The sequence below is a fragment of the Heyndrickxia oleronia genome (genome assembly GCF_017809215.1).
Classification (GTDB): domain Bacteria; phylum Bacillota; class Bacilli; order Bacillales; family Bacillaceae_C; genus Heyndrickxia; species Heyndrickxia oleronia.
Map to the genome: position 1 here is coordinate 3,449,231 of NZ_CP065424.1, position 23,434 is coordinate 3,472,664.

Genomic DNA, 23,434 nt, shown 5'->3' on the forward strand with positions numbered 1-23,434 from the left:
AGCTATAGCACTTTATAGAATGCGTACATAATGAATCGTATCTAATGCGATGTCATTATTTATTTTCAAACCATAATCTATCCATCTGGCAATTCTTACACCATTATTATTAACTTCTTCTAATAGGCCATCAGTCATTTCAGGCTGCATCCCCAATTCGATATCTAATCCAATATAACTAGCCAACTCATCCTTAAAATAAGCTTCAGCCATTAGATTTCCTCCTCCACTATTTCTGATATTCCTATTATTTGATTGAGTGGTATTAATATTGTATACCCGACAATAATATAATCCTCTTTTACCTCTAATAATGTACCAGTTATTGTCTCCGATGCAGTTTCTACATGAATATTTTTGTTTACCAAATCGTGCAGCCGTTCGCTTAAATTCACTAAGTTTGAATTTCTTTTAGTACTAGTTATTGTCTCAGATGCAGTTTCTACATTAATTTGCTTATTTACCTTCTCCTGTTGCGGTTTATTTATATTCACCAAGTTTGAATCTCTTTTAGTACCAGTTTTTGTCTCAGATACAGCTTCTATTTTAATTTCCTTATTTACCTTATCCTGTTGCTTTTCGCTTAAATTCACCAAGCTTAAATCGCTTTTAACTCCAGGTTTTGCAGCCTCTTTTTTTTCCTGTTTATTCTCCGGGTCCTTCATTTGTGTTTTTTTTCCGTAAAGTAACTCTTCCATTAAGTTCGAATTCTCTTGTATTTTTTGATCGATGATTTCTGTTAACATTTCAATATTTTTTCTTAGATAATCTGGTGTTTTCGGTTTACTAATTTGAATATTTAAGGTATTTTCTATTTCCTTTTCCCTTGATATTTTTATTGGCAGTGAACTTAAACCAAGAGACAAATTACTGGAAATTTGATTCGTAACTCTTTTCATTTCTTTATGAATCATTTTCGTAGTATTTTTCAACACTGTAATTTTCTCCATTTACAAATATCCCACTTTCAAAGATAATTTTTCATATTAAACTAACAGTGTAGCAAATTGTACTTTTATGCTAATCAAGTCATACAAATAACCCATTTCCTAACTGCTTAATTTTTCCTTTTAATAGATCGACGTCTTTATACACAGCTCTTGTATCAAAAATCGCTTTTGCATGTTGAGCAATTGCTTCTGCAGGAATTTGTGTATGATCTGTTAAAATAAGAACCACATCATATTTACTTATCATTTGTGGATTAATCACAGTACCTTTTATTCTTTTCCCGCTAATATTTACTTCCGGAACAAAGGGATCATGATAATCTACTTGTGCCCCTTGTACTAATAGTTCCTTAAAAATATCAATGGCTCTGGAATCTCTTACATCACTAATATCCTTTTTATAAGTGACCCCATAAATAAGAATAGTAGGATTCTCTTTATTTGCTATTTTAAATGTAAGCTTAACGATATAATCAACGATTTCTTTATTCATCTGATCTGATAAATGTATAAACTGACTATTTAATCCTTTTTGCTGAATAATATACTGTAAATAGAGGGGATCAACTGGAATACAATGGCCGCTTACACCAGGACCTGGATAAAACGGATGATATCCGTAAGGCTTTGTACTTGCAGCTTCAATAACCTCCCATAAATTAATGCCCAATTCATTGCATAGCATTGCCATTTCATTAATAAAAGAAATATTGACAAATCGATAAGTATTTTCTAATAGTTTCGTAAACTCTGCAACCTCTGATGAAGATACAGGTACCACATCATTATAGATATGTGAATAGAGTTCAACTGCAACCTTTTTACATGTTTCAGTAATGCCACCCACTACTTTAGGTGTATTTTCAATGCCAAAATGCTGATTTCCAGGATCTACTCTTTCCGGAGAATAGGCAAGATGAAAATCTTTACCTGCTTGTAAGCCACTTTTCTCAAGAATTGGTTGAACGATTTCTCTTGTCGTTCCAGGAAATGTTGAGCTTTCTAAAACAATTAATTGACCTTTTTGAATCCTTTTCTGAATTGATTCTGCTGCGCTTACTACATAATCCAAATTGGGTGACTTATCACGATTTAAAGGAGTTGGTACACAAATGATGACTGTGTCCACATTTGTGATCTCGTCATTATTTGTAGTGACCAAAAATCGTTTAGACTGATTTGCATTTTTTAAGCTATCATCACTTATATCTGAAATATAACTTCTGCTATTTCTAATGGATTCAATCTTTTTCTTATCAATATCAATACCAATGACTTTATAACCTTTTTCTACTAAGAGCATCGTTAATGGAAGCCCTACAAATCCTAAACCGATCACTGCTATTTTTTGTGTTTTGTCTTTTATCACTTTGTTGCCCCTTTCTGAAATGTTCTTTTACAAATTATGTTTCGTATAATTATTTCGAAAGGTACAAGACACTATTTTTCGATAAATAGTAGTTGAAGTTAGGTTTTCATGCCGAAAAAATAATGATTTTGTATGTTAATTGGCTCCTCTTATTACACTTATAAAACAATTTCCCTTAATTCACATAATGAAAGAAGAACAGGGGCACTATCCTTGTGAGGAAGCTTATTTATTAAAATTTGCGCATAATCAGTATTTTCTGGTACATTTAATGTTACTGTACGAAAACCAAACCATTTATTTTCGGATACATCACTCGTGTCAGTTGAGAAAAGGGACGTATATAAACCAATTTCTATAATTTCATGATCTTTTGTATAATAATAAATGATTATATTTATAGGTGCTCCAACCTTCTCCCCTTCTTTAGCCAACCAAGCGGTTAAAAGGTAGTTCTTATAAGGTTCAACGGTAACTTTCTGTTGAATAAATGCATTTTCCTCTCCATCCATAAACCTAATACTTCCAGAACCTCTATATCCCTTATCTTCTACTAATTCTGCATGATGAGTAACCCAATCTAGTTCCAGTGGTTCTTTAAAATCCCCATTCTTTATTAAGTTTTGTGAGGATGGTCTTAATTGAAGTGGTTGGTTTCTTGCCCATTCCCTCTCAATTTCTGGCCAAACGGTGGAAAGTGATTTTTGATAGGAAAATTTCTCAATTGCAGTTTTATGACCTTCACTAGCGATTTGTATTCTTTCTTGCTCATTTTGCAAATAATAGGAAACTAATTCTAGTGTTTCTTCACGCGAATTAGTAACTGCACAATTCACACCAGGAAGGAGTTTCTCTCGAACAGCCTTTGTATTGGAAGTTAACAAAAATCCTCCTGAGGATAATATATCTAGTGTGCGACTGCTAAGTTGATCATTACAGGTTTGTAAACTAATACAAATTTTTGCGGAGCTAAAAACAGAAGGAGTTTCCGTGAATGGTAGTTTTCCTTTAAGCATGTGTTCAGGTATCTTCTTATTTAAATAACACCAATCTAATACGTCCCAATCTCTTCCCCATATTTTCACATCTAAATCTGTATCTATTAATGGCACGACTAAATCATTTACACTCTTATAGCGTATTTCTCCGATTGTAAAATTACCCGTACCGACAACAGCTACATCACATGCATATTCCGGATTAGTAGCAGATGGTTTATGAAAATCTGGATTGGTACCAACATCAAAAAAAGTAGCTGGAATACCCATTTCTTCATATCCACGAATGGTTAATGGACTTCTAGTTAGCACAAAGGATGGTTGCATAATCTTACAATAACGCTTTGACCACCTTTCAAAATGGAGCCAATCCTCTTCGGCAAAATATAAATGAAATAATTGATATTTTTTTATTATGTCACGAATGGACTCAAGTTCTCCATCTTGATATTTATCTTGCTGCCAAACATCCCATCCCATATCGATAACCATATCCGGTTGAAAATCAAGTATTTCCTTCTCAAGATCACTAGCATCAAATTCCCCTAAATATTTTACCTCATGACCTAATTTTTCGAGTGCTGCTCCAAGTGAAAACCTGAATATATCAAAGGTCATTAGTGCTAAAATTTTCAAAATGAATTCCTCCGATAACTGAATAATCTAATTCCAGAATGTTCTATATTCTTTTGGAATACATCAAGTTTTGTTCTAATAATCAAACTTTACCTCCTTATCTATCGGGTTAATGTATTATATAAATATTAGACCTTGCCCGTAAGGTACAGTTGTCGAAAAATACAAAAATAGGTGTTAAGCCTGTAACATACAAAAAAACGGGATAGTCTGTTAATAAACTCAGACTACCCCGTTTTTTAATTACTTTGAGATTCATTAATATCCAATAATATGATACCCAGAGTCCACGTGAATATTTTCACCAGTAATACCACGAGACATCTCACTGAATAAGAACACAGCCGTATCGCCTACTTCTTCCTGTGTCGTTACACGACGTAAAGGAGCTTTCTCTTCAACCTCTTTTAAAATGGTATTAAAATCACTAACCCCTTTAGCAGATAACGTACGAATTGGTCCTGCTGATATGGAATTAACACGTATTCCATATTTTCCAAGATCACTTGCTAAATACTTCACACTAGCTTCTAGTGAAGCTTTTGCCACACCCATAACATTGTAGTTCGTCATCACCCGTTCTCCTCCTAAATAGGACAACGTAACGAAACTTCCACCTTCAGACATTAATTCTAAATTCTTTACTTCCTTTGCCACAGCAGAAAGTGAATAAGAACTAATATTTTGTGCAAGAAGGAAGCCTTCACGTGTAACATTTAAAAATTCACCGCTTAGCTCCTCTTTATTAGCAAAGGCCACACAGTGAGCAATTCCATGAATCGTACCAACATCTTCCTTAATTTTGCTAAAGCAAGAATGAATTTGTTCATCACTTGTTACATCACACTGTAAAATAATTGAGTCAGTTGTTTCTAATGATTCGACAAGCTGACGAACACTTTTCTCCGTACGTTCTCGTCCGTAAGTAAAAATTAATCGTGCACCAGCCTCATGTAAAGAACGTGCAATTCCCCATGCAATACTTCGTTTATTAGCTACACCCATCACTACATATGTTTTTCCTTGTAAAGAAAGATTCATCTTTGAATATTCCTCCTCGTTTATGTATAAGTACAATTATATTTTTTACTTTTAATGTAAATTTCGCAACAAGTTATCACAAGTTATTAGTACCTAGTACTAATATTACATGATTTAACTCCTCTTGCAAAGCAAATATATGATTATTGATAGAAAAGAAGCTAGTATGAATGAAATAACCAGCTTCTTTCAATTTTATAACCTAACACCATTCACAAAATTCTAATTCTCTCTTTAAATCATCTACATATTCGTTAGAACCGGTAACTATTAATCGATCATTCATATGCAATTCCGTATCTCCGTGCGGAACAATAGAGTCCTTTCCACGGAAAATCCGTACAAAGATGACATCTCCTGTAAATGGAAACTTCCTCAATGTCATGCCCTCGAATTCATGATTGAGCATATTAATTTCATGTAATGATGTATCTTGGTTTGTCAATATTTTCATTACACTCGGTGATTCGATCAGTGATCTCAACAAGGCTTGCGTTGAAAGCAATGTTGAAAATACCTCTACTTCTTGATTTCTTAGCATTTCTTGAAGATCCGGTGTCTCAATTCGTGCAATGACTCGTTCTACCTTCCGATGCTTTGCTTCAATAGCAAGTGGTGCATTTACTTCTTCGTCTCCAGACATTATCACAATAATATCTGATGAAAAAATACCTTCTGCTTCTAATGTAGCAACCTCATAATCATGAATTTCTTTAACATTAAAAAGTGAACTCGCTATTTGTTTTTCTTCTTTATCTAATATTGTATGGTAGAGTGTTACTTCATATAATTTCGAACTTAACTCTCTTGTAACTGATAGTGTTAGTTGGTTCGCTCCTACAAGTGAAACCTTTAATTTTCTCTCTTGTAAATTTTCCTTTGGAAAAATCTTTCGGAATAAAATCGGTGTAATGATACAAGTAATAACAGCCACTAATATGAATGTCCCACTCATTGCTGCTGTAATTGCCCCAATTCTTTCAGCAATTTTTGCTGCGGCAATGACCAATGATAATGTTGACGTTAGCAAGAATGCAGATGAGACAACAGTTTTAGTATCATACCATTTTTTCAATAAGAATACTGGAATAAACTTAGAGATTAAAAATGCTAGAATCAATAATGGAATTAATAAGAGCAAGTGTTTATCGCTGAGTAGTGACCAAAGATCTAGATCAACCCCAACCATAACAAAGAATATAGGAATAAGAAAACCATACCCAAATGAATCAAGTTGGCGAATCATTTCCTGATTCGGTGCTAACAATGAGACAAGTGTTCCTGCTAAGAATGCCCCCAAAATATTTTCCGCTCCAACAGATTCTGAAAGTGCAACAAGAACAAGTATCAGGGTGAAAACAGCTCTAGTTCCAATCTGTGTTGTTCCCCTTGAAAGCTTCTCAAAGAGAGCCCTTGTCTTAAATCGTTTTCCAATGAAATAAAGAAAAACCCCTGCAGCAAATAAAATCAATATTAACCATAAATTCCCTTCGCCACCACTCGTTAAAGAGACATAAACGGTCAGTAAAATCATCGTAACTAAATCTGCAATCACTGCAATTAACAAAATGATCTGACCAATTCCCGTTTTCATTATGTGGGCATCCTTTAATGTCGGTACAACCACACCTAATGAGATCGTAGAAATAATCAATGTTAACAACATGACATCATCCATTAATCCTATAAATACAAACAAGTAGGCAAGTAGGATAGAAACGATTAGGATACCAATAAATATGATGGTTGCTACCTTTAATCGATTTGGTTCCTTTTTCCCATTTGGTAAGGTTATTGACTTTTTCCCACCAGAAAATGCGGTGAAATCTATTTCTAAGCCACTTAAGAACATTAGAAAAATAAAACCTAAAGTCGATAATGTTTGAAGCCACATATCCTTCTCGATTAAATCAAATCCGCTTTTCCCTATTATTAAACCAACAATTATTTCACCAATTACTACAGGTATAACATTCAATTTAAAGCGGTGAAGTAACAGTGGTGTTAGGAACGCTGCTACAACTACTATTACAATTGAAGTAAGTGATCCACCTTCCATAATTCCTCCCCTTTCTTTTCTACTCTTTTCTTTATTAAGAACTAATAAAAATAGCTTGAAGATCAACAAGTCCTTCATTCCACTGAGAAAAGAGCTGTAAACTTCATAAGAACGCTGAACCCTTAATGAAGTGTAAAAAGCCAGTAGTGGAGCTTTTACAAAACAAAATGATACTAAAAGAAAACAGCCTTCTTTTTATATCTCAATATACTAACAAAACTTTTATTGCTTGTCGTTAAATAACCATTAAAATTTGTTACAATTTATTTTAACTATTTTTATATTTCCACTAATTATTGTTATTTTGCATGAAACCTAAAAGAATCATAAAAAATATAGTAAAAAATGATGTAACTAAGGAGACTTGGGATGAAAATAGATATTATTGGTGATATACATGGATGTTACGAAGAATTTTACAATCTAACGATAAAACTTGGATATGATTGGAGTTCCGGCTACCCTATCCATGACCAAAGAAAACTAGGTTTTGTTGGTGATTTAACAGATCGTGGACCACACTCATTAAAAATTATTGAAATTGTATGGAAGCTGTGGAACCAACAGCTTGCCTATTATGTACCGGGAAATCATTGTAATAAACTCTATCGTTATTTTTTAGGAAGAAAAGTTCAAATCACACATGGATTAGAAACGACCGTAGCTGAGCTTAAAGCATGCACGAACAAAGAAGAAAATCATTATAAAAAAATGTTTATGCAGTTATATGAGGAATCACCACTTTATCAAGTGTTAGATCATAAAAAACTACTTATTGCTCATGCCGGCATAAAGGAAGATTACATAGGTAAATTCCATAAAAGTGTTAAAACCTTTGTTTTATATGGTGATATTACCGGGGAAAAGCATGAAGATGGATCACCTGTTAGAAGAGATTGGGCCAAGCAGTATACAGGTAAGCCATTCATCGTCTACGGCCATACACCTGTATGTGAGGCAAGATTTGTGGGAAACACAGTGAACATTGATACTGGAGCCGTCTTCGGTGGACAACTAACTGCATTACGCTATCCGGAGATGGAAGTTGTATCTGTCCCATCCTCCATGCCTTTTGTTTCGGAGAAGTTTCGAACATTTAATTGAATTTTTTGGATAGCCTTTCCCTTATTTGTGAGATTTTTTTCTTTTGGTTGCGGACATAGGTACCGTTATTTGGTTAAATAGGGTACATCCTCTTACTTTTTCGCAAATATTGTACCTAATGTCCGTTCAACTCCTAGTTTACTGTAAGTAAACTAGGACTATTATATATATTTTTGCTTTTATAAAAGCCCTACTGCCTGATTTTACAGTTAACACTGCCCGACTAAGTATTTATAATTTACACAAATGGGAACTTGCTATGAAAGATAAATTGCTGCTTTGAGATCGGATGGCAAAATTCTAACTGACTGCAATGTAACGCTTGCCGATTATATTTTGAGATGTCTCCTCCATATAATTCATCTCCTAACAAAGGATGTCCTGTATAAGACATGTGAACACGAATTTGATGAGTTCTACCTGTGTCTAGCCATATTTTTAAATGGCAATAATCTTTGTACTGCTTTAACACTTCAAAATTCGTGCGCGCACTTTGACCATCTGCTCTTACTTCTCTTTCAATAATACTTGTGTCTTTACGGCCGATTGGTGCATCGATCGTTCCGCTTCGATTACCCATTACGCCGCTAACAAGAGCTTCATAAGTCCGTTTGATTTGGCGTTTTTGCTGCATTTGGCTTAATAAATGATGCATATAACGATGTTTCGCCACTAGAACTAACCCCGATGTATTTCGATCAAGACGAGTGACAATATGAACTGTTGCTTCTATCGACTTTTTCTGATAATAACCGATAATTGCATTGGCAAGACTTCCATTCGGATGCTCCCTGGAAGGTATAGTATTCATAAAAGGAGGCTTCTCAATAACTAATATATCTGAATCCTCATAACGAATATCTAATGCTATCTCTTCACCGATTAATGTTTCACTGCTTTTTTCTGGAGGAAAAATAATATCAAGACTATCCCCACTACATAAATGGTAGAGAACATTTTCTTCTCTACCATTCACTAAAATTCTTCCACCAGAGAATTTAATATCCGTTAGTTGTCTTCGTGATATATACTGCTCACTTAAAAATTGTTTGATGGTTTTTCCTTCATCTTTACTATCTATGAACCATTGTAATGAGTATGATGCCACTGTAATCCTCCGTTATCATTTAATCAGCAATAAATGAATCATGCACTCTTTTCCAAAATGGAAATGGACGAAAACGGGCAAATCGTATTTTTTCATCCGCGACACGGAATTGAATTGACTTTACATCTTTATGTAATAGAGTCAAATGGTCAATCGTGATCATAAAATCCTGTTCTCGCACAGGTTTTAACGTACAGGTGTGATGACCAGGAAAAATTAATGGAGAGCCAATTGTTCTAAAGACTCGATTATTAATTGATGCCATCTCAGCTAATTGAATTGCCTTTAGTGAAGGATGAATTATCGCTCCACCAAGGGCTTTATTATATGCTGTGCTTCCCGATGGAGTTGAAATACACAAACCATCTCCACGGAATCGTTCAAAATGTTGCCCTCTTACCTCTATATCCATTACTAATGTACCTTCGACGCATTTAACGGTGGACTCATTTAAAGCTAAATATCTAGTTTCTTTCCCACCATGTTGGTACCTAATAATAACTTCAAGTAATGGGTATTCCACCACTTGGTAAGGTGTTTTAGCAATGGCAATAACTAGTTTCTCTATTTCTTCTGGAACCCAGTCGGCATAAAATCCTAAATGACCAGTATGTATTCCAACAAAAGCGGTCTTATCTAATCGTGAACTATAACGATGGAAGGCGTATAGTAATGTACCGTCTCCACCAACAGATATAACGATATCTGGCTGTGATTCATCATATTCTAGACCAAAATCTTGTAAGTATGTACGGATTTTATGCATTAAGCGATTCGATTCTGCATTTCCTTTTGAAGTGATTGAAAACTTCATATCCACTCACCTTCTCCCCTAACAATTGTTTCTATTCCATAGTCTTTTTCGTTCCACTTTTATGTTTTTCTTTATTTTTCGTAAAAAATACCTGAGCCTCCTGTATTTCTTCACGGATCTCAGACATTTCTTCATCAAGTAGGAATGCTGCTTCTGCTGCTCGCTGAAGACGCATTTTTATGTCTTCAGGAAATTGCCCTCGATATTTATAATTTAATGAATGCTCAATGGTTGCCCAGAAATTCATCGCTAAGGTTCTGATTTGAATTTCGGCTAAAATTCTTTTTTCGCCATGAATCGTTTGGACTGGATATTCAATCACTACATGGTAGGATCTATATCCACTGGGCTTATTATTTGAAATATAATCTCTTTCTTCAATAATTTTAAAATCATTTCTCATTCTTATCAATTCGACTACCTTTTTTATATCATCCACAAATTGACACATCATTCGAAGACCTGCTATATCTTGCATTTCTGATTCTAATTGATCAAGAGGAATGCCCTTTTGCATTGCTTTATCTAAAATACTCGCAATTGGTTTTACGCGACCTGTTACAAACTCAATTGGCGAGTGAATATGTTCCTGTTCAAACTGAGTCCGCATACCTTTTAATTTAATCTTAAGCTCATCTACCGCTTGCTTATAAGGAGCCAAAAACTGATCCCAATGATTCATTCCCATCACCTCTAACACAAAACTCAATATGGAGACCATTTTCCTTTTCATTATCATTTTACCATATTTCTAGATTGCACACGCAAGACAACTATTGATAAAATGCATGTAGACATGAATTATACTATGAGACTATAGGAGAAAAAAATGAGTAGTGAAATTGAAATTGAATTTAAAAACATCGTTACTGAATCAGAATTTGAACATATTAAAAGTACATTTTCAGTAAAAGATCAGGATTTTCACAGTCAGGATAATTATTATTTTGATACTCCATCCTTTTTATTAAGAAAAAAAAGCTGTGCCCTACGGATACGACATAAAAAGGATGTCTATGAGTTAACACTAAAACAGCCTGCTGATGTTGGATTATTAGAAACCAATGAAATCATCACTCCGAGTGAATTTAACGAAATGATTTCTATTGGAAAACTTCCAAACAATGAAGTACGGAACAAGCTCGAAGGAATGAACATACCACTTGATGATTTAACCTATTTTGGTTGTTTAACGACCAAACGTGCTGAAAAAAAAGTGTTAAATGGATTACTTGTATTTGACATTAGTTCCTATTTAAATGTAACAGATTATGAGATAGAATATGAAGTGACTGACTATCACCAAGGAAAGAAGAATTTTCATTTATTAATGAATCAGCTAAACATTCCGATTCGAAAAACCGATAATAAAATTGTACGATTCTATAAGGCTCTTTTCTAATACTTTGTTACTTTTGTTATTAAAGGTTAACTATATCGAAAAAAAGAGCTCGAATCCTGATTTTTTAAAGGATTATTCTAAGTGCGAAAAGCAACAATCAATAAATAAAAGAGGAACAATGAAATGACAACAGTTAACCAATTTAGAACATTATTAGAGCTTCAAGCATTTCAAAATTTTTCAAACTCAACACCTTCACAAAGTTTTAATACTAGTTCACTCTTTCAAGAGGTATTAGCAAGTGTATTACAAAACTCTTTAAATTCTGCAAGCGAGGAGGACCAATCCTCCAGTCTATATCGTTCATTAAGCACTCCATTGCCAATGAATTTCAATTATACGCAGGTAAACTCTACACCAATGAATGCCGTAAAACAAATCACTGCGCCTAAAGATATTGAAGCTATTATCCAAAAGGCAAGTGAGCAATTTAATTTGCCTACAAAATTAATCCAGTCAGTGATTCATCAAGAATCTGGCTTCAACACAAATGCTGTTAGTCGATCTGGTGCAGCAGGCTTAATGCAACTTATGCCATCAACAGCCAAAAGCTTAGGGGTAACCGATGTTTTCGACGCCGAGCAAAATGTATTGGCTGGGAGCAAATATTTAAAAAGCATGCTTGACCGATACAATGGAAATGTTTCCTTAGCACTTGCGGCTTATAATGCCGGACCAGGAAATGTTGACAAGTATGATGGAATTCCGCCATTTAAAGAAACACAAAATTACGTAAAAAAGGTAACAGATCATTTTTATAGTTAATATTGACGAAAACGCTATTCCTATTGATGAATAAGAGTAGCGTTTTTTTAGTCTTTTCTGGATATTTTGCTCCAAAAAACAAAATATAATAATGAAAAAGCGATTTGTTTGAGTTATTTTACTCCCATTGCTACAATAAACGTACATGATCAATTATATATTAAAAGGAGATATTCATATGGTAGGTAAACGTATTGTACCGTATGAGGTAATCGGGGAAAAAGCACTGCATAATCTTGTTGATGCATTTTACTCTAAAGTAGCGAAACATCCCGATCTAATCCCAATTTTTCCAGATGACTTATCGGAAGTTGCACAAAAACAAAAAATGTTTTTAACTGAATACTTAGGTGGACCGAAACTTTATACTGAAGTACATGGACATCCAATGATGCGTGCGCGCCATCTTCCACATGAGATTACGCCAACACGTGCGAGAGCGTGGTTATCATGTATGAGTGAAGCAATGGATGAAATAAAATTAGATGGAACAATACGTGATGAGTTTTTTTCTAGATTAGTACTTACCGCAAGGCATATGGTCAACACACCTGACACAGTGATAGGTGAAGAAAATTGAAAGATAATCTACTTCCTAACTATCATTGCTGTTTAAATGCAGAAAAGAAGCCTTTGGAAATTTATATATTTGTTGATCCGTTATGTCCTGAATGTTGGGCATTAGAGCCAATCATCAAAAAGCTACAGCTTGAATACGGGAAATACTTCCGCTTAAAGCATGTTTTAAGCACCGATCTAACCCGGTTGAATTTCAGCTCTAAGAAGTATGAATCAATTGCACAACTTTGGGAGAAAACAGCAAATAGAACTGGAATGTCGTGTGATGGTGATCTCTGGTTTGAAAACCCTATTTCAACCCCCTATCTTCCATCTATTGCTATTAAAGCGGCTGAATTACAGGGAAGAAAAGCGGGTATCAGGTTTCTGCGAAAAGTCCAAGAGGTTTTGTTTCTGGAAAAGCAAAATGTATCGAATTTAGATATTCTTACTGAGTGTGCTCGGAGTATCAACTTAGATATTGATGAATTTTTGAATGATATCCATTCAGATAGTGCAGCAAAAGCTTTTCAATGTGATTTAAAAATATTATCTGAAATGGAAGTAAGTGAAATTCCTTCACTTGTATTTTTCAATGAAAATATTGAAGATGAAGGATTAAAAATAACCGGTCTTTATCCATATAAGGTTTATGTTCAAATTATTCAAGAAATGCTAGATGAAAAACCAGTGCCCGCCCAGTTACCATCATTGGAACAGTTTCTAAAAATATTTAAGCTTGTAGCTTCTAAGGAAATAGCAATGGTCTATGATATGTCAATTACCGAGGTAGAAAAAGAATTAAAAAAATGGGTATTACAACAGAAGGTAAGAGTAATAAAAGGGAAATACGGTACTTTTTGGAGCTATATTGATAAAGAAACTAAATAGGTTATCGATAATAATAAAAGCACAAGTGCTTTGGTAAGTCTCAACAAGCAAATGTTCCAGGAAGGGTGAACTTTACCTTTCTAAAAGCATATCGGTTCTGGATTTTCCCAATGAAGTCTGCTCTTTATTGGACCTCAAGGGGCTAGGCGATGGACCGTATCAAGACTGCCTTAACTTTAGAAACTGTACTAAAGTTTTCATATTCAATAAAAAAAGAATTTGGCTAAGCGTCAAATTCTTTTTTGTTTAAGTTTTTTTTGCTATTTAGATACTAATAAAATAGTTCGGCAAGTCCTTCACTTCACTGAGAAAAGAGCTGCAAACCATATAAGAACAATCAAACCTTTATTTTATAAGGTGTATTGGCCGGTAGTATGGCTTTTACAAAAGCTGCAAACTATATAAAAACAGCCCTTATATTTATACACCAAGGTTTTATAGCATAAGAAAAAGACCTTGCAAATACAAGGCCTTTCTCAACACGAACAAAGGGGATGGGAGAAATTTTTCACGGTCAAACAAAGGGGTATATGTTTGTTTGTGATCAACTTCACACCCTTACTATAGCATGATTTAACTTGTATGTGCAAGTCTATGTTAAGACTTTCACAATATTGTCAAAAACAAGTGATAATGCAATCCGATTGATCATATGCTTATATAAGAGAAAGAATATTCGGAAGGAGTTTACTTTCAAATGAAAAAATTTATGATTCCTATGTTCAGTGTTTTTATCCTCCTTGCATTTTGTATGAACATTCTTGGACTCATGAAGCTCCTTCCCCTTTTTATTACGAGTCCGATTCTTTTTATAGCTTTATTTATTTTTCTTCTTTACTTAAACAACCGAAATCAATTTCGTGGTTTCCATTAAGAGAGGGTACCAAATTTTGGCACCCTCTCTTTCCTTTTATTATGATAATAAGCTTTCAAGCTCATTAAGTTTTTCTTCAAACACCTTCAATGCTGCTTCAATTGGTTGTGAAGAAGTCATATCCACGCCTGCTTTCTTTAGCACTTCAATTGGATAATCTGAACTACCCGCAGATAAGAAATTCTTAATATAACGTTCAACCGCAGGTTTCCCTTCTTCAAGAATTTGAGCACTTAATGCAGTTGCAGCACTAAAACCTGTTGCATATTGATAAACGTAATAATTGTAGTAGAAATGTGGAATTCGTGACCATTCTAATCCTATTTGTTCATCAATTACAATATCATCTCCACCGAAATATTTTTTATTCAGCTCATAATATTCTTTCGTTAGCATTTCGGCAGTTAATGCTTCTCCATTTTGTTCTTTTTGATGGATTAAATGTTCAAACTCTGCAAACATCGTTTGGCGGAAAACTGTACCTCTGAAGCCTTCTAGGTAATGATTAAGTAAATAAATTCTCTTTTGCTCATCATCAATCGTTTTTAATAAATAATCATTTAGTAAAGCTTCATTACATGTAGAAGCCACTTCAGCAACAAAAATTGAGTAATCCCCATACGTATATGGCTGATTTTTTCTTGTGTAATAACTATGAACACTGTGACCAAATTCATGTGCTAAGGTAAAAAGATTATTCACATTGTCCTGCCAGTTCATCAAAATATAAGGATTTGTTCCATATGCTCCGGATGAATAGGCACCACTCCGTTTCCCCTTATTTTCAACCACATCAACCCATCGATTTTCAAAGCCTTCTTTTAAGATCTCTTGATATTCTTCACCTAATGGGGCAAGACCTTTTAAAACCATTTCTTTTGCTTCTTCATATGTTACTTTCATTTCTACATCTTTAACAAGAGGTGTATACAAATCATACATATGTAGTTCATCAACACCTAATACCTTTTTACGCAGCTTCACATACTTATGTAAAAGATGAAGATTCTTGTTAACGGTATTCACCAGATTATCATAAACACTTTCAGGTATATTATTATTTGATAATGCCGCTTCACGTGCAGATTGATAATTTCTTACTTTTGCATTGAAGTTATCTCGTTTTACTTGACCACCTAATGTACTAGCAAATGTATTTTTGAAATTACCGTATGTTTCATATAGCTTTTCAAATGCTTCTTTACGAACACGTTGATCAGCACTTTCTAAGAAACGAGTATAACGACCATGTGTGATTTGCACTTCTTCGCCATTCTCATCTTTAATGGTTGGAAATTCAAGATCCGCATTATTTAACATACCAAACGTATTACTAGAAGCATTCATCACTTCTGCTGCTTGTGCCAATAATGCTTCTTGATCTGCTGATAATACATGTGGTCTTTGGAGATTAATTTGTTCAAGTGCATGTTTGTACACTTGTAATTCACTTTTTTCATTTAGAAAACTTGCTAATTTATCCTCATCAATAGATAAAATCTCTGGAACTAAGTAAGCAAATGCGCTCCCCATTTCTGCAAGGAGACTATTCATGCGGCTATCTAAACCTTGATAAAATGAATTGGTAGTATCTTGGTCACTACGCATATGAGAGTATGCATATAACTTGCCTAATCTTTCAGCAACCTCATCTTGAAAAGTTAATGCTTCGAAAAGTTTCTCTGCATTATCTCCTAGTTTCCCCTTAAACTGCTCTGCACTTGGTAATAATTCTTTTACTTCTTTATATTCCTTATCCCAAGCTTCATCATTGGCAAAAATATCTTCTAATCTCCAAGTTAGCTCTTCCTGAACCTCATTTCGGCTTGGTAGTGATTTTGTTGTTGTATTAGTCATTATGATGCCTCCATTCTTTCGAAAATCGAAATTTATATCTATAATAACATTCTATGCGAAATGAAAAAATCCTGCAAAAAATATGATTATTCACTATATAATTTCTTTTCCATCTCTTCTTCAAGCTTTATCATATCCTCTATATTGTTTGGAATGGAAAATGATTTATTCATCTGAAACTGTCCTTTTTGAATTTCATTTAAATAACCTAAATAGGTGAGTTTTTTTAGATATTGGTAGATCATTTGCTTAATAAAATCATGTCTTATTAGTGGAAGCTGCCTCATTTTTATATGCTTTCTTTGTATACGTTTATGAAATGTCCTTTCCAGATTTGACAGAATAATCATTCCCCCTTTTTTTGTATGAATAAAGGCGTCGGACCAAAGATAATATTGCCATTCGATTGGGTGAGACTTACATATGCCCATGAAATTTACGGGAATACCAATTTGAGGCGGCAATAGCAAAGGAGAATGGTTGTTATAGTAAATAGCATTTAAGAAAGGATCCTTTAAATTTTTCGCATAGATCATCTTTTTTTGCACCCATTTTCTCTTTTCATTTAACCAGAAACGATAATCAATATTGATGGAACTGGTTGAAAAATTAAATGGAAAGTCAAGCTTTGAAAGTGGAAGTGTTGTTTGACTTGCTAATACTTTTGTTATGGTCACGGGGGTAAGATGGGATAGCAGGGAGAAATTTTTTGTATTGGGGTCATAACTAAAAAGGTGTATTTGATCATCTCTATGAAACTGGGTAAATGCCCAGTGAAAGTCATTTAGCTGATATATATTCATTAAGTGGTGATTCCCTTTTATATCAAGCGTTCCACCAAAGATCCAAAAGGGTTCTATACCTACAGAAGTATAACACCTGCTTCGTTTAATCATATTATCTAACGGTATGGAAGAGCATTGATATTCAATAGCATATATTTTTCTCTTTTTCCATACCAATAAGTCTGGTCGTTGTTGTATTTTAGGTAGATACTTTTCCACCTCTACAGTCAAACCTTTATAATGTAGCCACTTAAATAAATCAATTTTTCCCTGTAGATGGAATGCACTCTCTGGTTCCGAGGTTGAACCACAAATTGCAAATGGAAGATGTGAAAAATGAGGAATTTTTACATTTCCTTTTTTTAAGACTACTTTCGCTTTACAATGTGGACAGAAAAAGGGTTGATCTTTATTGATTGATGTTCCTTTTTCCTGAGCAAAGATTAAATTAACTAACTCTCCAGTTTCATTTAATGCCGTTAGCATGTTTAATTGATCACCATCCTTTCTTACTACTATTCGATGGATTCAATTAAAAGTCCTACTAGAAACAGCGATTAACATAATCAGTTTTAGTTTAAAAAAACACAAACAAAAAAGGATGAGCATCTATAAAAGCCCATCCTCATTTTTTACTAATGAAAATATTTATTAATAGTTGCAAATACATTTTCATCAATAATTAGATTACCATATTCCTGGAGACGATGTACGGTTAAAGACGATTCATCTCCATATTCAAGTAGAATACTTAATAAATTATCAATATCCTCTTCCTCGAATAGATCATCTGGAAACTCAACATATAGATAATATTTATTTTTGAAAGAAAATAATTTTGTTTGTAATTCATCTAATTCAGTTCTCTTTGATAATGAGATTACATCTTCAAATTCTTTGAAGCCCAACATAAATTCTAATGTATCATTATCATCTAAAAATTGCTTAGATTGAAAATGCTCATCAAGAAATTCTTCTATCCGATCATTGATAGGTAAATCCTTTAATTTTTCCTCAGAAATTGGTAATTCAAATCGTTGACCATCATTAGAAAGCTGTGCCTTAGTAACAAGTACTTCTAGGCCTTTATCCAATGCTTGAACTTGGATCCATAAAGGACCTTCGGGAACAAATTCTTCTTCATGATGAATTTCATCCATCATTTCCCAAAAGAGCTCTTCACTTCGTTCACGATCATACCAAATTTCTTCGCGATTAAAGCCTCTTTCCTCAATATCGACATAAGATATATAAAACTTAACAGTATTCTCGTTAATTCGTTCAATTTCCATACATCTACTCTCCCTTCTATTTGAAAGTTATGAAGGGACTGTTCCCCCATAAAAAGGCCAGTGTATGATAGTTAATAAAAGTTGCTATATTTTGAAAAACTTCCACTTTAATAAATAATATTTTACACTTGTACTCCTATTTTATGATAAAAGTGAGTTAATTGGAAATAAAATATCTTCCCAATTTTAAAATCCACTAATACCCATAAAAGATGAAGTTAGCTACTTATTATTAACCTTATTAAAAGCTTCTTTTTTCTGCATGCATAGTGTTTTTTCATTAAGCTAGGTGGTGTAATTTGATGCTTTGATCAAAGCCCACCTCCAGCTTTTACACCTAATAAATGATTCAGCAGTTCTAGGGATTGCGGCACTTTTCTTAGTAATAAAAATGGTGTTGCAATCTTCAACCGATATTTATTATTTAAAACCTAACTTCATTAGAAACAATGTTTCAGAAAAGGGCATTCCATATAGACTTTTAGTAAATTTCTAACTGCCAAATTTTACAACTCACAACAGAGTGTTAGTTATGTGCTTATTGTTTTGCTAATTTTAGCTGATTTATATAAATTATTCAAGACAAAATTTTCTGTAAAATAATTGATAGACTCCAAGCATGTTATGAAACAAAACGCCTTCATCCAATTAATGCTGGTATGAAGGCGTTTGGCGATAAAAAAACATTTATTTAAATCTAATTTAGTTTACAAGTTTCTGTGCCTCGATTAATTGGTAAGTACGAACTTTACGTGGTAAGAAACGACGTATTTCATCCTCATTATATCCAACTTGAAGACGTTTTTCATCAACTAAAATCGGACGTCTAAGCAATCCTGGATTTTTTTGGATTAATTTATATAACTTTTGAAGTGGATATGTGTCTAAATCTACATTTAACTTTTGGAAAGTTTTTGAACGAGTAGAAATAATCTCGTCTGTACCGTCCTCAGTCATTCTCAAAATACCTTTAATTTCATCTAAACTAAGTGGTTCAGAAAAAATATTTCTCTCTTTATATTCAATGTTATTTTCCTCTAGCCAAGTTCTTGCTTTCCTACATGATGTACAACTAGGTGAAGTGTATAATGTTACCATTTATCATTCACACTCCTTAACTATATTTTGTATTCATCATTCAATACAAATGATGAATAAGGATTTTATATTATAGTAATAAATTTAAAATCATTGTCAATTTAGCTTATAACACACTCATTTAGATTAAAATGACTTTAAATTAAAAATCTATATTATGTATTATACACTATTTGTACAATAATGAATATAGTTTTTCAAAAAATGAGTTTCGTCCCTTATAAAAATGACAGCCCTGTGACAATAGTCATATAGATGTGTTGCCAAATAACTACACCCTACTTCGTATATTTCCTATAATAACAACACCTATTTTCTATCATTGATTATCAATCTCAATCACTATTTTATAGATCGTTTAAAATATCTTCATGATTATTTTCATTAAAAGTTACAACATCATGTACTGGTTCATATGAGGCACCATAGAATTTTTCATCTTTATAGGTATGAATGAGATTATATGTTTTTACAACCGCTTCATATATTTCCTCCTCATTGCCATGTCCTGGGGACCAATAGAGAATTTCCATTTTATTCACTTCATTCGTAGCCAATGACCTACGAGCGTAACCGATGGATGACGCATGCTCAAACCCTTCCCGTTTATAGAACTTTAATCGTTTTTCAGTATCTGAATCCTCATAGTCTACTGGTTCTACTTCAAGAATAATTGGTTTTTCCTTTTTCTTCATTTTTTCCATCAATTTATGGCCAATGCCTTGCCCACGGGATTCCTTTGAGACAAAAAGATAATCGATAAAAATAAAGTTTGGCAGTTCTGCATACATTAAAACATGATAAGGCCCCTCATCTTTATGATAAATATCCTTTCTTTCCTTTAATAGAGCTTCCATATGCTCTTTTGATTTCATTTCCTCTATGGGAAAATATTGATTGAGCTTTTCATACCAATGCATCGATTTATTTCCTCTCTATTACTTTTATGATTATATTACCCATCACATTTTCCTTTAAACCGAATTCCAATTATTTTCCCCTTTTTATTGACATTTTGTTCCCTCTCAGATATACTATGGTAAAATTTTATTATCGATATAGCTATGATAAAGAATAGTACATTTGATTTTTGCTTTTTAGAGAGTTTGTGGTTGGTGAAAACAAACAAGCAAAGCTTATGGAATGGACTTTTGAGCATCAAAAATGAACGGATTTTTTTGATCTTATTAGTTTTTGGCGATTAATCTCTCGTTAACGAGATTCCATGTTTTACACATGGTACTAAGCTGGCTAATTTTTTTAGCACTTAGGGTGGCACCGCGGATCAAACCATTCGTCCCTACTTTTATAGGGATGAATGGTTTTTTTGTTGTTTGGAGAAAAAGAACTGATCATGAAAATCCTATACAGGATTCTCATGAAATAACTCCATACTAAAATGTCAATCAAGAAACATAGGAGGAATTAACAATATGAAAACAATTTTCTCAGGGATTCAGCCCTCAGGCACCATTACATTAGGAAACTATATCGGAGCATTAATGCAATTTGTCGAGCTTCAAGATGAATATGATTGCTATTTCTGTATTGTCGATCAACATGCTATCACTGTCCCTCAAGACCGATTAGTGCTTCGAAAAAACATTCGCAGTCTAGCTGCACTTTATATCGCAGTCGGGATTGATCCTGAAAAAGTTACTCTTTTCGTTCAATCAGAAGTTCCTGCGCACGCCCAAGCTGCATGGATGCTCCAATGTGTTGCCTATATTGGTGAATTAGAACGCATGACACAATTTAAAGATAAATCCCAAGGTAAAGATTCTGTTACTGCCGGTTTATTAACTTATCCACCATTAATGGCAGCAGATATTTTACTTTACAATACGGATCTCGTCCCAGTAGGTGAAGACCAAAAGCAGCACCTTGAATTAACAAGAGATTTAGCTGAAAGATTTAATAAGAAATATAATGATATTTTCACAATTCCTGAGGTTCGCATACCGAAAGTCGGAGCCAGAATTATGTCTTTACAAGATCCAACAAAGAAAATGAGTAAGTCGGATCCAAATACGAAAGGATTTATTTCATTGCTTGATGATCCAAAGACAATCGAAAAGAAAATTAAAAGTTCAGTTACAGATTCAGATGGAGTTGTTCGTTTTGACAAGGAGAATAAAGCAGGAATTTCCAATCTGTTATCCATATATTCTATTATCGATAACCGACCAATTGATGATATTGTTTCCGAGTATGAAGGCAAAGGATACGGCGAATTTAAAAGCGGCCTGGCAGAAGTTCTCGTTAAAAAACTTTCAGCCATTCAAGAAAGATATTATCAATTAATCGAATCTGATGAGCTGGATAGAATTTTAGACATGGGTGCTGAAAAAGCAAATAAAGTAGCTAGTAAAATGGTGAAGAAAATGGAAAATGGTATGGGCTTAGGGAGAAAGAGAAGATAATAATTGGTTGGTATAAAAACTACAGATATGTCTGTAGTTTTTTTTATGCTTTTAATTAAATAATGTTGCTATTCTACAAGATTATCTCACAATAAGCAAAAAGATTAGTAATGGAAAATAGCTGTTTTTTAGATAATGTTCCTATTTAGAAGGAAGTGCCTTAACTACTAAAAAAAACTTGTAAAAATACAAGTCTTTTCCTTTTATAAGATTATACGACGAAAAAATAAAAATAAATTATTAAAAATAGAGGAGGAATTACATGAATGTTTGGAGTATTAATAATATAGAGAATATAGGGGGTGATATTCATGAAAAAATCAATAATTTCTATTGTTTCCGGTCTGGTTTTATTAACTTGCTTGTCATTTAGTCCACTTGCACAAACTGCAAGTGCGAAGAATAATGAAAATATTCATGACGGTGGTGGAACACCAGCTCCAGGTTGTAATAACAAAGGGGTTTGTCATGGTACAAATTAATAACAAGTAAAGTGATTAAGGCTGTCAAAAGCGACAGCCTAATCAATATCACCTAATTAACTTTCGGTCCATGTTCTAACTCCCATAACTTTTCAAAAAAAGGTTGTCCTTTAATTAAATTCTCACATAGATTAGAGTGTTTCTCAGTCCAGCCATTCTTCACATCTTCATACAGTCGTTTCCAGACATCCTCAAAATCCATTACTTGGATTTCCGCATAAAGTTCGGGCGACCATTCAGTATACCAGTAACGTATTTCCGCGGCGTTTTTAGAAGAATATAATTGATCTAACGCCATAAAAAGTAATTGTTTGAGTTGTCTTTCCTTTCTTGTGAGACCGCACATAATTTCAGGATTAGGTGAGAGAATATGATGCTCTTTGATCGCCTGTTCTTTTTCAAAAGTATATTTCGCCGGTTCATGTTGACCAATCATCTCATAAACTAATTGTTCTTGTCGTGGAATTAATCTACTTTTTCTTATTGGAATATTATAACCAATCGTATCTACTGCCAATATCCCTTTTCCATCAGTAATAACAAAACAATAATCCAGTTGTACACGTTCATGATTTTTTCTTAAAAAGGCTTTTTGGTATACTTCATTCATCAATTCCGAAGGAAGTTCACTCAAATCATTTTCTATGTAATTAAATAATACGGGTTCAACGAATAGAAGTGGGACCTGATCTAATAATTCTATCGTATCATCCCTTCTCCATTCATGAAAATGGCAAATATTATATCCATTTTCTTCCCCTTCAAACCAATTTACCCACACATCATGAAGATACAGCATTTTATTAACCCCCTTGCATCAACTGTTTATCCAACAGTATGGGCAAAGGGCAGTAAAAATATTCCTAACCTAACAGAATAATGATAATGTAATTTTGTTAAATAAAATTATAATAAAAATAAAAAACCC

Annotated in this window: 22 protein-coding genes and 1 other annotated feature; of the genes, 7 read left to right on the top strand and 15 right to left on the bottom strand. The window is 33.6% G+C overall.

Annotated elements, in window-relative coordinates; genetic code table 11:
- Positions 1-12: 12 nt before the first annotated feature.
- From I5818_RS17220 to I5818_RS17245, 6 genes are all read right to left on the bottom strand, one after another.
- Complete coding sequence (locus I5818_RS17220) at positions 13-213, bottom strand: hypothetical protein (RefSeq protein ID WP_071976873.1); 201 nt, start codon at positions 211-213, stop codon at positions 13-15.
- On the bottom strand, positions 213-950 hold the full coding sequence (locus I5818_RS17225; RefSeq protein ID WP_071976872.1) for a hypothetical protein: 738 nt from the start codon (positions 948-950) through the stop codon (positions 213-215). Before I5818_RS17225 ends, I5818_RS17220 begins: the two co-directional genes overlap by 1 nt.
- A 79-nt stretch (positions 951-1,029) precedes the next feature.
- Positions 1,030-2,316: a nucleotide sugar dehydrogenase gene (locus I5818_RS17230; protein WP_390883608.1), complete on the bottom strand. Its 1,287-nt coding sequence runs from the start codon at positions 2,314-2,316 to the stop codon at positions 1,030-1,032.
- A gap of 161 nt (positions 2,317-2,477) precedes the next feature.
- On the bottom strand, positions 2,478-3,953 hold the full coding sequence (locus I5818_RS17235) for an NTTRR-F1 domain (RefSeq protein ID WP_071976870.1): 1,476 nt from the start codon (positions 3,951-3,953) through the stop codon (positions 2,478-2,480).
- A gap of 258 nt (positions 3,954-4,211) precedes the next feature.
- On the bottom strand, positions 4,212-4,994 hold the full coding sequence (gene fabI, locus I5818_RS17240) for an enoyl-ACP reductase FabI (RefSeq protein ID WP_078110296.1): 783 nt from the start codon (positions 4,992-4,994) through the stop codon (positions 4,212-4,214).
- A 202-nt stretch (positions 4,995-5,196) separates the two neighbouring features.
- Positions 5,197-7,053, bottom strand: a complete 1,857-nt coding sequence (locus tag I5818_RS17245) for a monovalent cation:proton antiporter family protein (protein WP_078110297.1) — start codon at positions 7,051-7,053, stop codon at positions 5,197-5,199.
- Between the two features lie 369 nt (positions 7,054-7,422).
- Between I5818_RS17245 and prpE the strand changes: the two genes are divergently transcribed.
- On the top strand, positions 7,423-8,157 hold the full coding sequence (gene prpE / locus I5818_RS17250) for a bis(5'-nucleosyl)-tetraphosphatase PrpE (RefSeq protein ID WP_078110298.1): 735 nt from the start codon (positions 7,423-7,425) through the stop codon (positions 8,155-8,157).
- A gap of 238 nt (positions 8,158-8,395) precedes the next feature.
- On the opposite strand, the gene I5818_RS17255 is transcribed toward prpE, so the two are convergent.
- Genes I5818_RS17255 through yjbM form a run of 3 tightly spaced genes read right to left on the bottom strand, consistent with a single transcriptional unit; the run spans position 8,396 to position 10,761 of the window.
- Entirely contained in the window at positions 8,396-9,265 is an 870-nt protein-coding gene (locus tag I5818_RS17255; RefSeq protein ID WP_078110299.1) for an RluA family pseudouridine synthase, read from the bottom strand.
- Positions 9,266-9,284: 19 nt separating this feature from the next.
- Positions 9,285-10,079, bottom strand: a complete 795-nt coding sequence (locus tag I5818_RS17260) for an NAD kinase (RefSeq protein WP_058004848.1) — start codon at positions 10,077-10,079, stop codon at positions 9,285-9,287.
- Between the two features lie 31 nt (positions 10,080-10,110).
- Entirely contained in the window at positions 10,111-10,761 is a 651-nt protein-coding gene (gene yjbM / locus I5818_RS17265; protein WP_058004823.1) for a GTP diphosphokinase, read from the bottom strand.
- Between the two features lie 147 nt (positions 10,762-10,908).
- Here yjbM and I5818_RS17270 point away from each other — a divergent pair, with 147 nt between their 5' ends.
- The 4 genes from I5818_RS17270 to I5818_RS17285 all read left to right on the top strand — a co-directional run bounded on the left by I5818_RS17270 (position 10,909) and on the right by I5818_RS17285 (position 13,695).
- Entirely contained in the window at positions 10,909-11,481 is a 573-nt protein-coding gene (locus tag I5818_RS17270) for a CYTH domain-containing protein (protein WP_078110300.1), read from the top strand.
- 123 nt (positions 11,482-11,604) lie between these two features.
- A complete protein-coding gene (locus tag I5818_RS17275) occupies positions 11,605-12,246 on the top strand; it encodes a lytic transglycosylase domain-containing protein (protein ID WP_058004821.1) in 642 nt (213 codons plus the stop codon).
- A gap of 178 nt (positions 12,247-12,424) precedes the next feature.
- Positions 12,425-12,826, top strand: a complete 402-nt coding sequence (locus I5818_RS17280; RefSeq protein WP_058004820.1) for a globin domain-containing protein — start codon at positions 12,425-12,427, stop codon at positions 12,824-12,826.
- Positions 12,823-13,695 carry a ClpXP adapter SpxH family protein gene (locus I5818_RS17285; protein WP_058004819.1) on the top strand — a complete coding sequence of 291 codons (873 nt, stop codon included), beginning with the start codon at positions 12,823-12,825 and terminating at the stop codon, positions 13,693-13,695. Before I5818_RS17280 ends, I5818_RS17285 begins: the two co-directional genes overlap by 4 nt.
- 913 nt (positions 13,696-14,608) lie before the next feature.
- Here the strand turns inward: I5818_RS17285 and pepF are convergent.
- The 5 genes from pepF to I5818_RS17310 form a co-directional block, all read right to left on the bottom strand.
- A complete protein-coding gene (pepF, locus tag I5818_RS17290) occupies positions 14,609-16,426 on the bottom strand; it encodes an oligoendopeptidase F (RefSeq protein WP_078110301.1) in 1,818 nt (605 codons plus the stop codon).
- A gap of 86 nt (positions 16,427-16,512) precedes the next feature.
- The gene (locus I5818_RS17295) at positions 16,513-17,697 is read right to left on the bottom strand and encodes a competence protein CoiA (RefSeq protein ID WP_078111537.1); all 1,185 of its coding nucleotides are present in this window, start codon (positions 17,695-17,697) and stop codon (positions 16,513-16,515) included.
- A 149-nt stretch (positions 17,698-17,846) separates the two neighbouring features.
- Positions 17,847-18,503: an adaptor protein MecA gene (mecA, locus tag I5818_RS17300; RefSeq protein WP_058004816.1), complete on the bottom strand. Its 657-nt coding sequence runs from the start codon at positions 18,501-18,503 to the stop codon at positions 17,847-17,849.
- A 702-nt stretch (positions 18,504-19,205) separates the two neighbouring features.
- Entirely contained in the window at positions 19,206-19,601 is a 396-nt protein-coding gene (gene spxA, locus I5818_RS17305) for a transcriptional regulator SpxA (protein WP_058004815.1), read from the bottom strand.
- A 347-nt stretch (positions 19,602-19,948) separates the two neighbouring features.
- On the bottom strand, positions 19,949-20,521 hold the full coding sequence (locus I5818_RS17310) for a GNAT family N-acetyltransferase (RefSeq protein ID WP_058004814.1): 573 nt from the start codon (positions 20,519-20,521) through the stop codon (positions 19,949-19,951).
- A 135-nt stretch (positions 20,522-20,656) separates the two neighbouring features.
- Positions 20,657-20,906, top strand: a binding site (T-box leader).
- A 128-nt stretch (positions 20,907-21,034) separates the two neighbouring features.
- Between I5818_RS17310 and trpS the strand changes: the two genes are divergently transcribed.
- Entirely contained in the window at positions 21,035-22,024 is a 990-nt protein-coding gene (gene trpS / locus I5818_RS17315; protein ID WP_058004813.1) for a tryptophan--tRNA ligase, read from the top strand.
- A 311-nt stretch (positions 22,025-22,335) separates the two neighbouring features.
- Positions 22,336-22,506 (top strand): hypothetical protein, encoded by a 171-nt coding sequence (locus I5818_RS17320; RefSeq protein ID WP_158022229.1) that lies wholly within the window; start codon positions 22,336-22,338, stop codon positions 22,504-22,506.
- A gap of 52 nt (positions 22,507-22,558) precedes the next feature.
- Here the strand turns inward: I5818_RS17320 and I5818_RS17325 are convergent, their stop codons facing one another.
- Entirely contained in the window at positions 22,559-23,305 is a 747-nt protein-coding gene (locus I5818_RS17325; RefSeq protein WP_078110578.1) for a YjbA family protein, read from the bottom strand.
- Positions 23,306-23,434: the final 129 nt, after the last annotated feature.

Bases quoted from the DNA above. Each gene is read 5' to 3' on its own strand.
- I5818_RS17295 (WP_078111537.1), bottom strand. From the start codon at position 17,697: ATGCTAACGGCATTAAATGAAACTGGAGAGTTAGTTAATTTAATCTTT.
- I5818_RS17320 (WP_158022229.1), top strand. From the start codon at position 22,336: ATGAAAAAATCAATAATTTCTATTGTTTCCGGTCTGGTTTTATTAACT.
- I5818_RS17220 (WP_071976873.1), bottom strand. From the start codon at position 213: ATGGCTGAAGCTTATTTTAAGGATGAGTTGGCTAGTTATATTGGATTA.
- I5818_RS17280 (WP_058004820.1), top strand. From the start codon at position 12,425: ATGGTAGGTAAACGTATTGTACCGTATGAGGTAATCGGGGAAAAAGCA.
- prpE (WP_078110298.1), top strand. From the start codon at position 7,423: ATGAAAATAGATATTATTGGTGATATACATGGATGTTACGAAGAATTT.
- I5818_RS17270 (WP_078110300.1), top strand. From the start codon at position 10,909: ATGAGTAGTGAAATTGAAATTGAATTTAAAAACATCGTTACTGAATCA.
- pepF (WP_078110301.1), bottom strand. From the start codon at position 16,426: ATGACTAATACAACAACAAAATCACTACCAAGCCGAAATGAGGTTCAG.
- I5818_RS17260 (WP_058004848.1), bottom strand. From the start codon at position 10,079: ATGAAGTTTTCAATCACTTCAAAAGGAAATGCAGAATCGAATCGCTTA.
- spxA (WP_058004815.1), bottom strand. From the start codon at position 19,601: ATGGTAACATTATACACTTCACCTAGTTGTACATCATGTAGGAAAGCA.
- trpS (WP_058004813.1), top strand. From the start codon at position 21,035: ATGAAAACAATTTTCTCAGGGATTCAGCCCTCAGGCACCATTACATTA.
- I5818_RS17310 (WP_058004814.1), bottom strand. From the start codon at position 20,521: ATGCATTGGTATGAAAAGCTCAATCAATATTTTCCCATAGAGGAAATG.
- yjbM (WP_058004823.1), bottom strand. From the start codon at position 10,761: ATGAATCATTGGGATCAGTTTTTGGCTCCTTATAAGCAAGCGGTAGAT.
- mecA (WP_058004816.1), bottom strand. From the start codon at position 18,503: ATGGAAATTGAACGAATTAACGAGAATACTGTTAAGTTTTATATATCT.
- I5818_RS17325 (WP_078110578.1), bottom strand. From the start codon at position 23,305: ATGCTGTATCTTCATGATGTGTGGGTAAATTGGTTTGAAGGGGAAGAA.
- I5818_RS17225 (WP_071976872.1), bottom strand. From the start codon at position 950: ATGGAGAAAATTACAGTGTTGAAAAATACTACGAAAATGATTCATAAA.
- I5818_RS17275 (WP_058004821.1), top strand. From the start codon at position 11,605: ATGACAACAGTTAACCAATTTAGAACATTATTAGAGCTTCAAGCATTT.
- fabI (WP_078110296.1), bottom strand. From the start codon at position 4,994: ATGAATCTTTCTTTACAAGGAAAAACATATGTAGTGATGGGTGTAGCT.
- I5818_RS17245 (WP_078110297.1), bottom strand. From the start codon at position 7,053: ATGGAAGGTGGATCACTTACTTCAATTGTAATAGTAGTTGTAGCAGCG.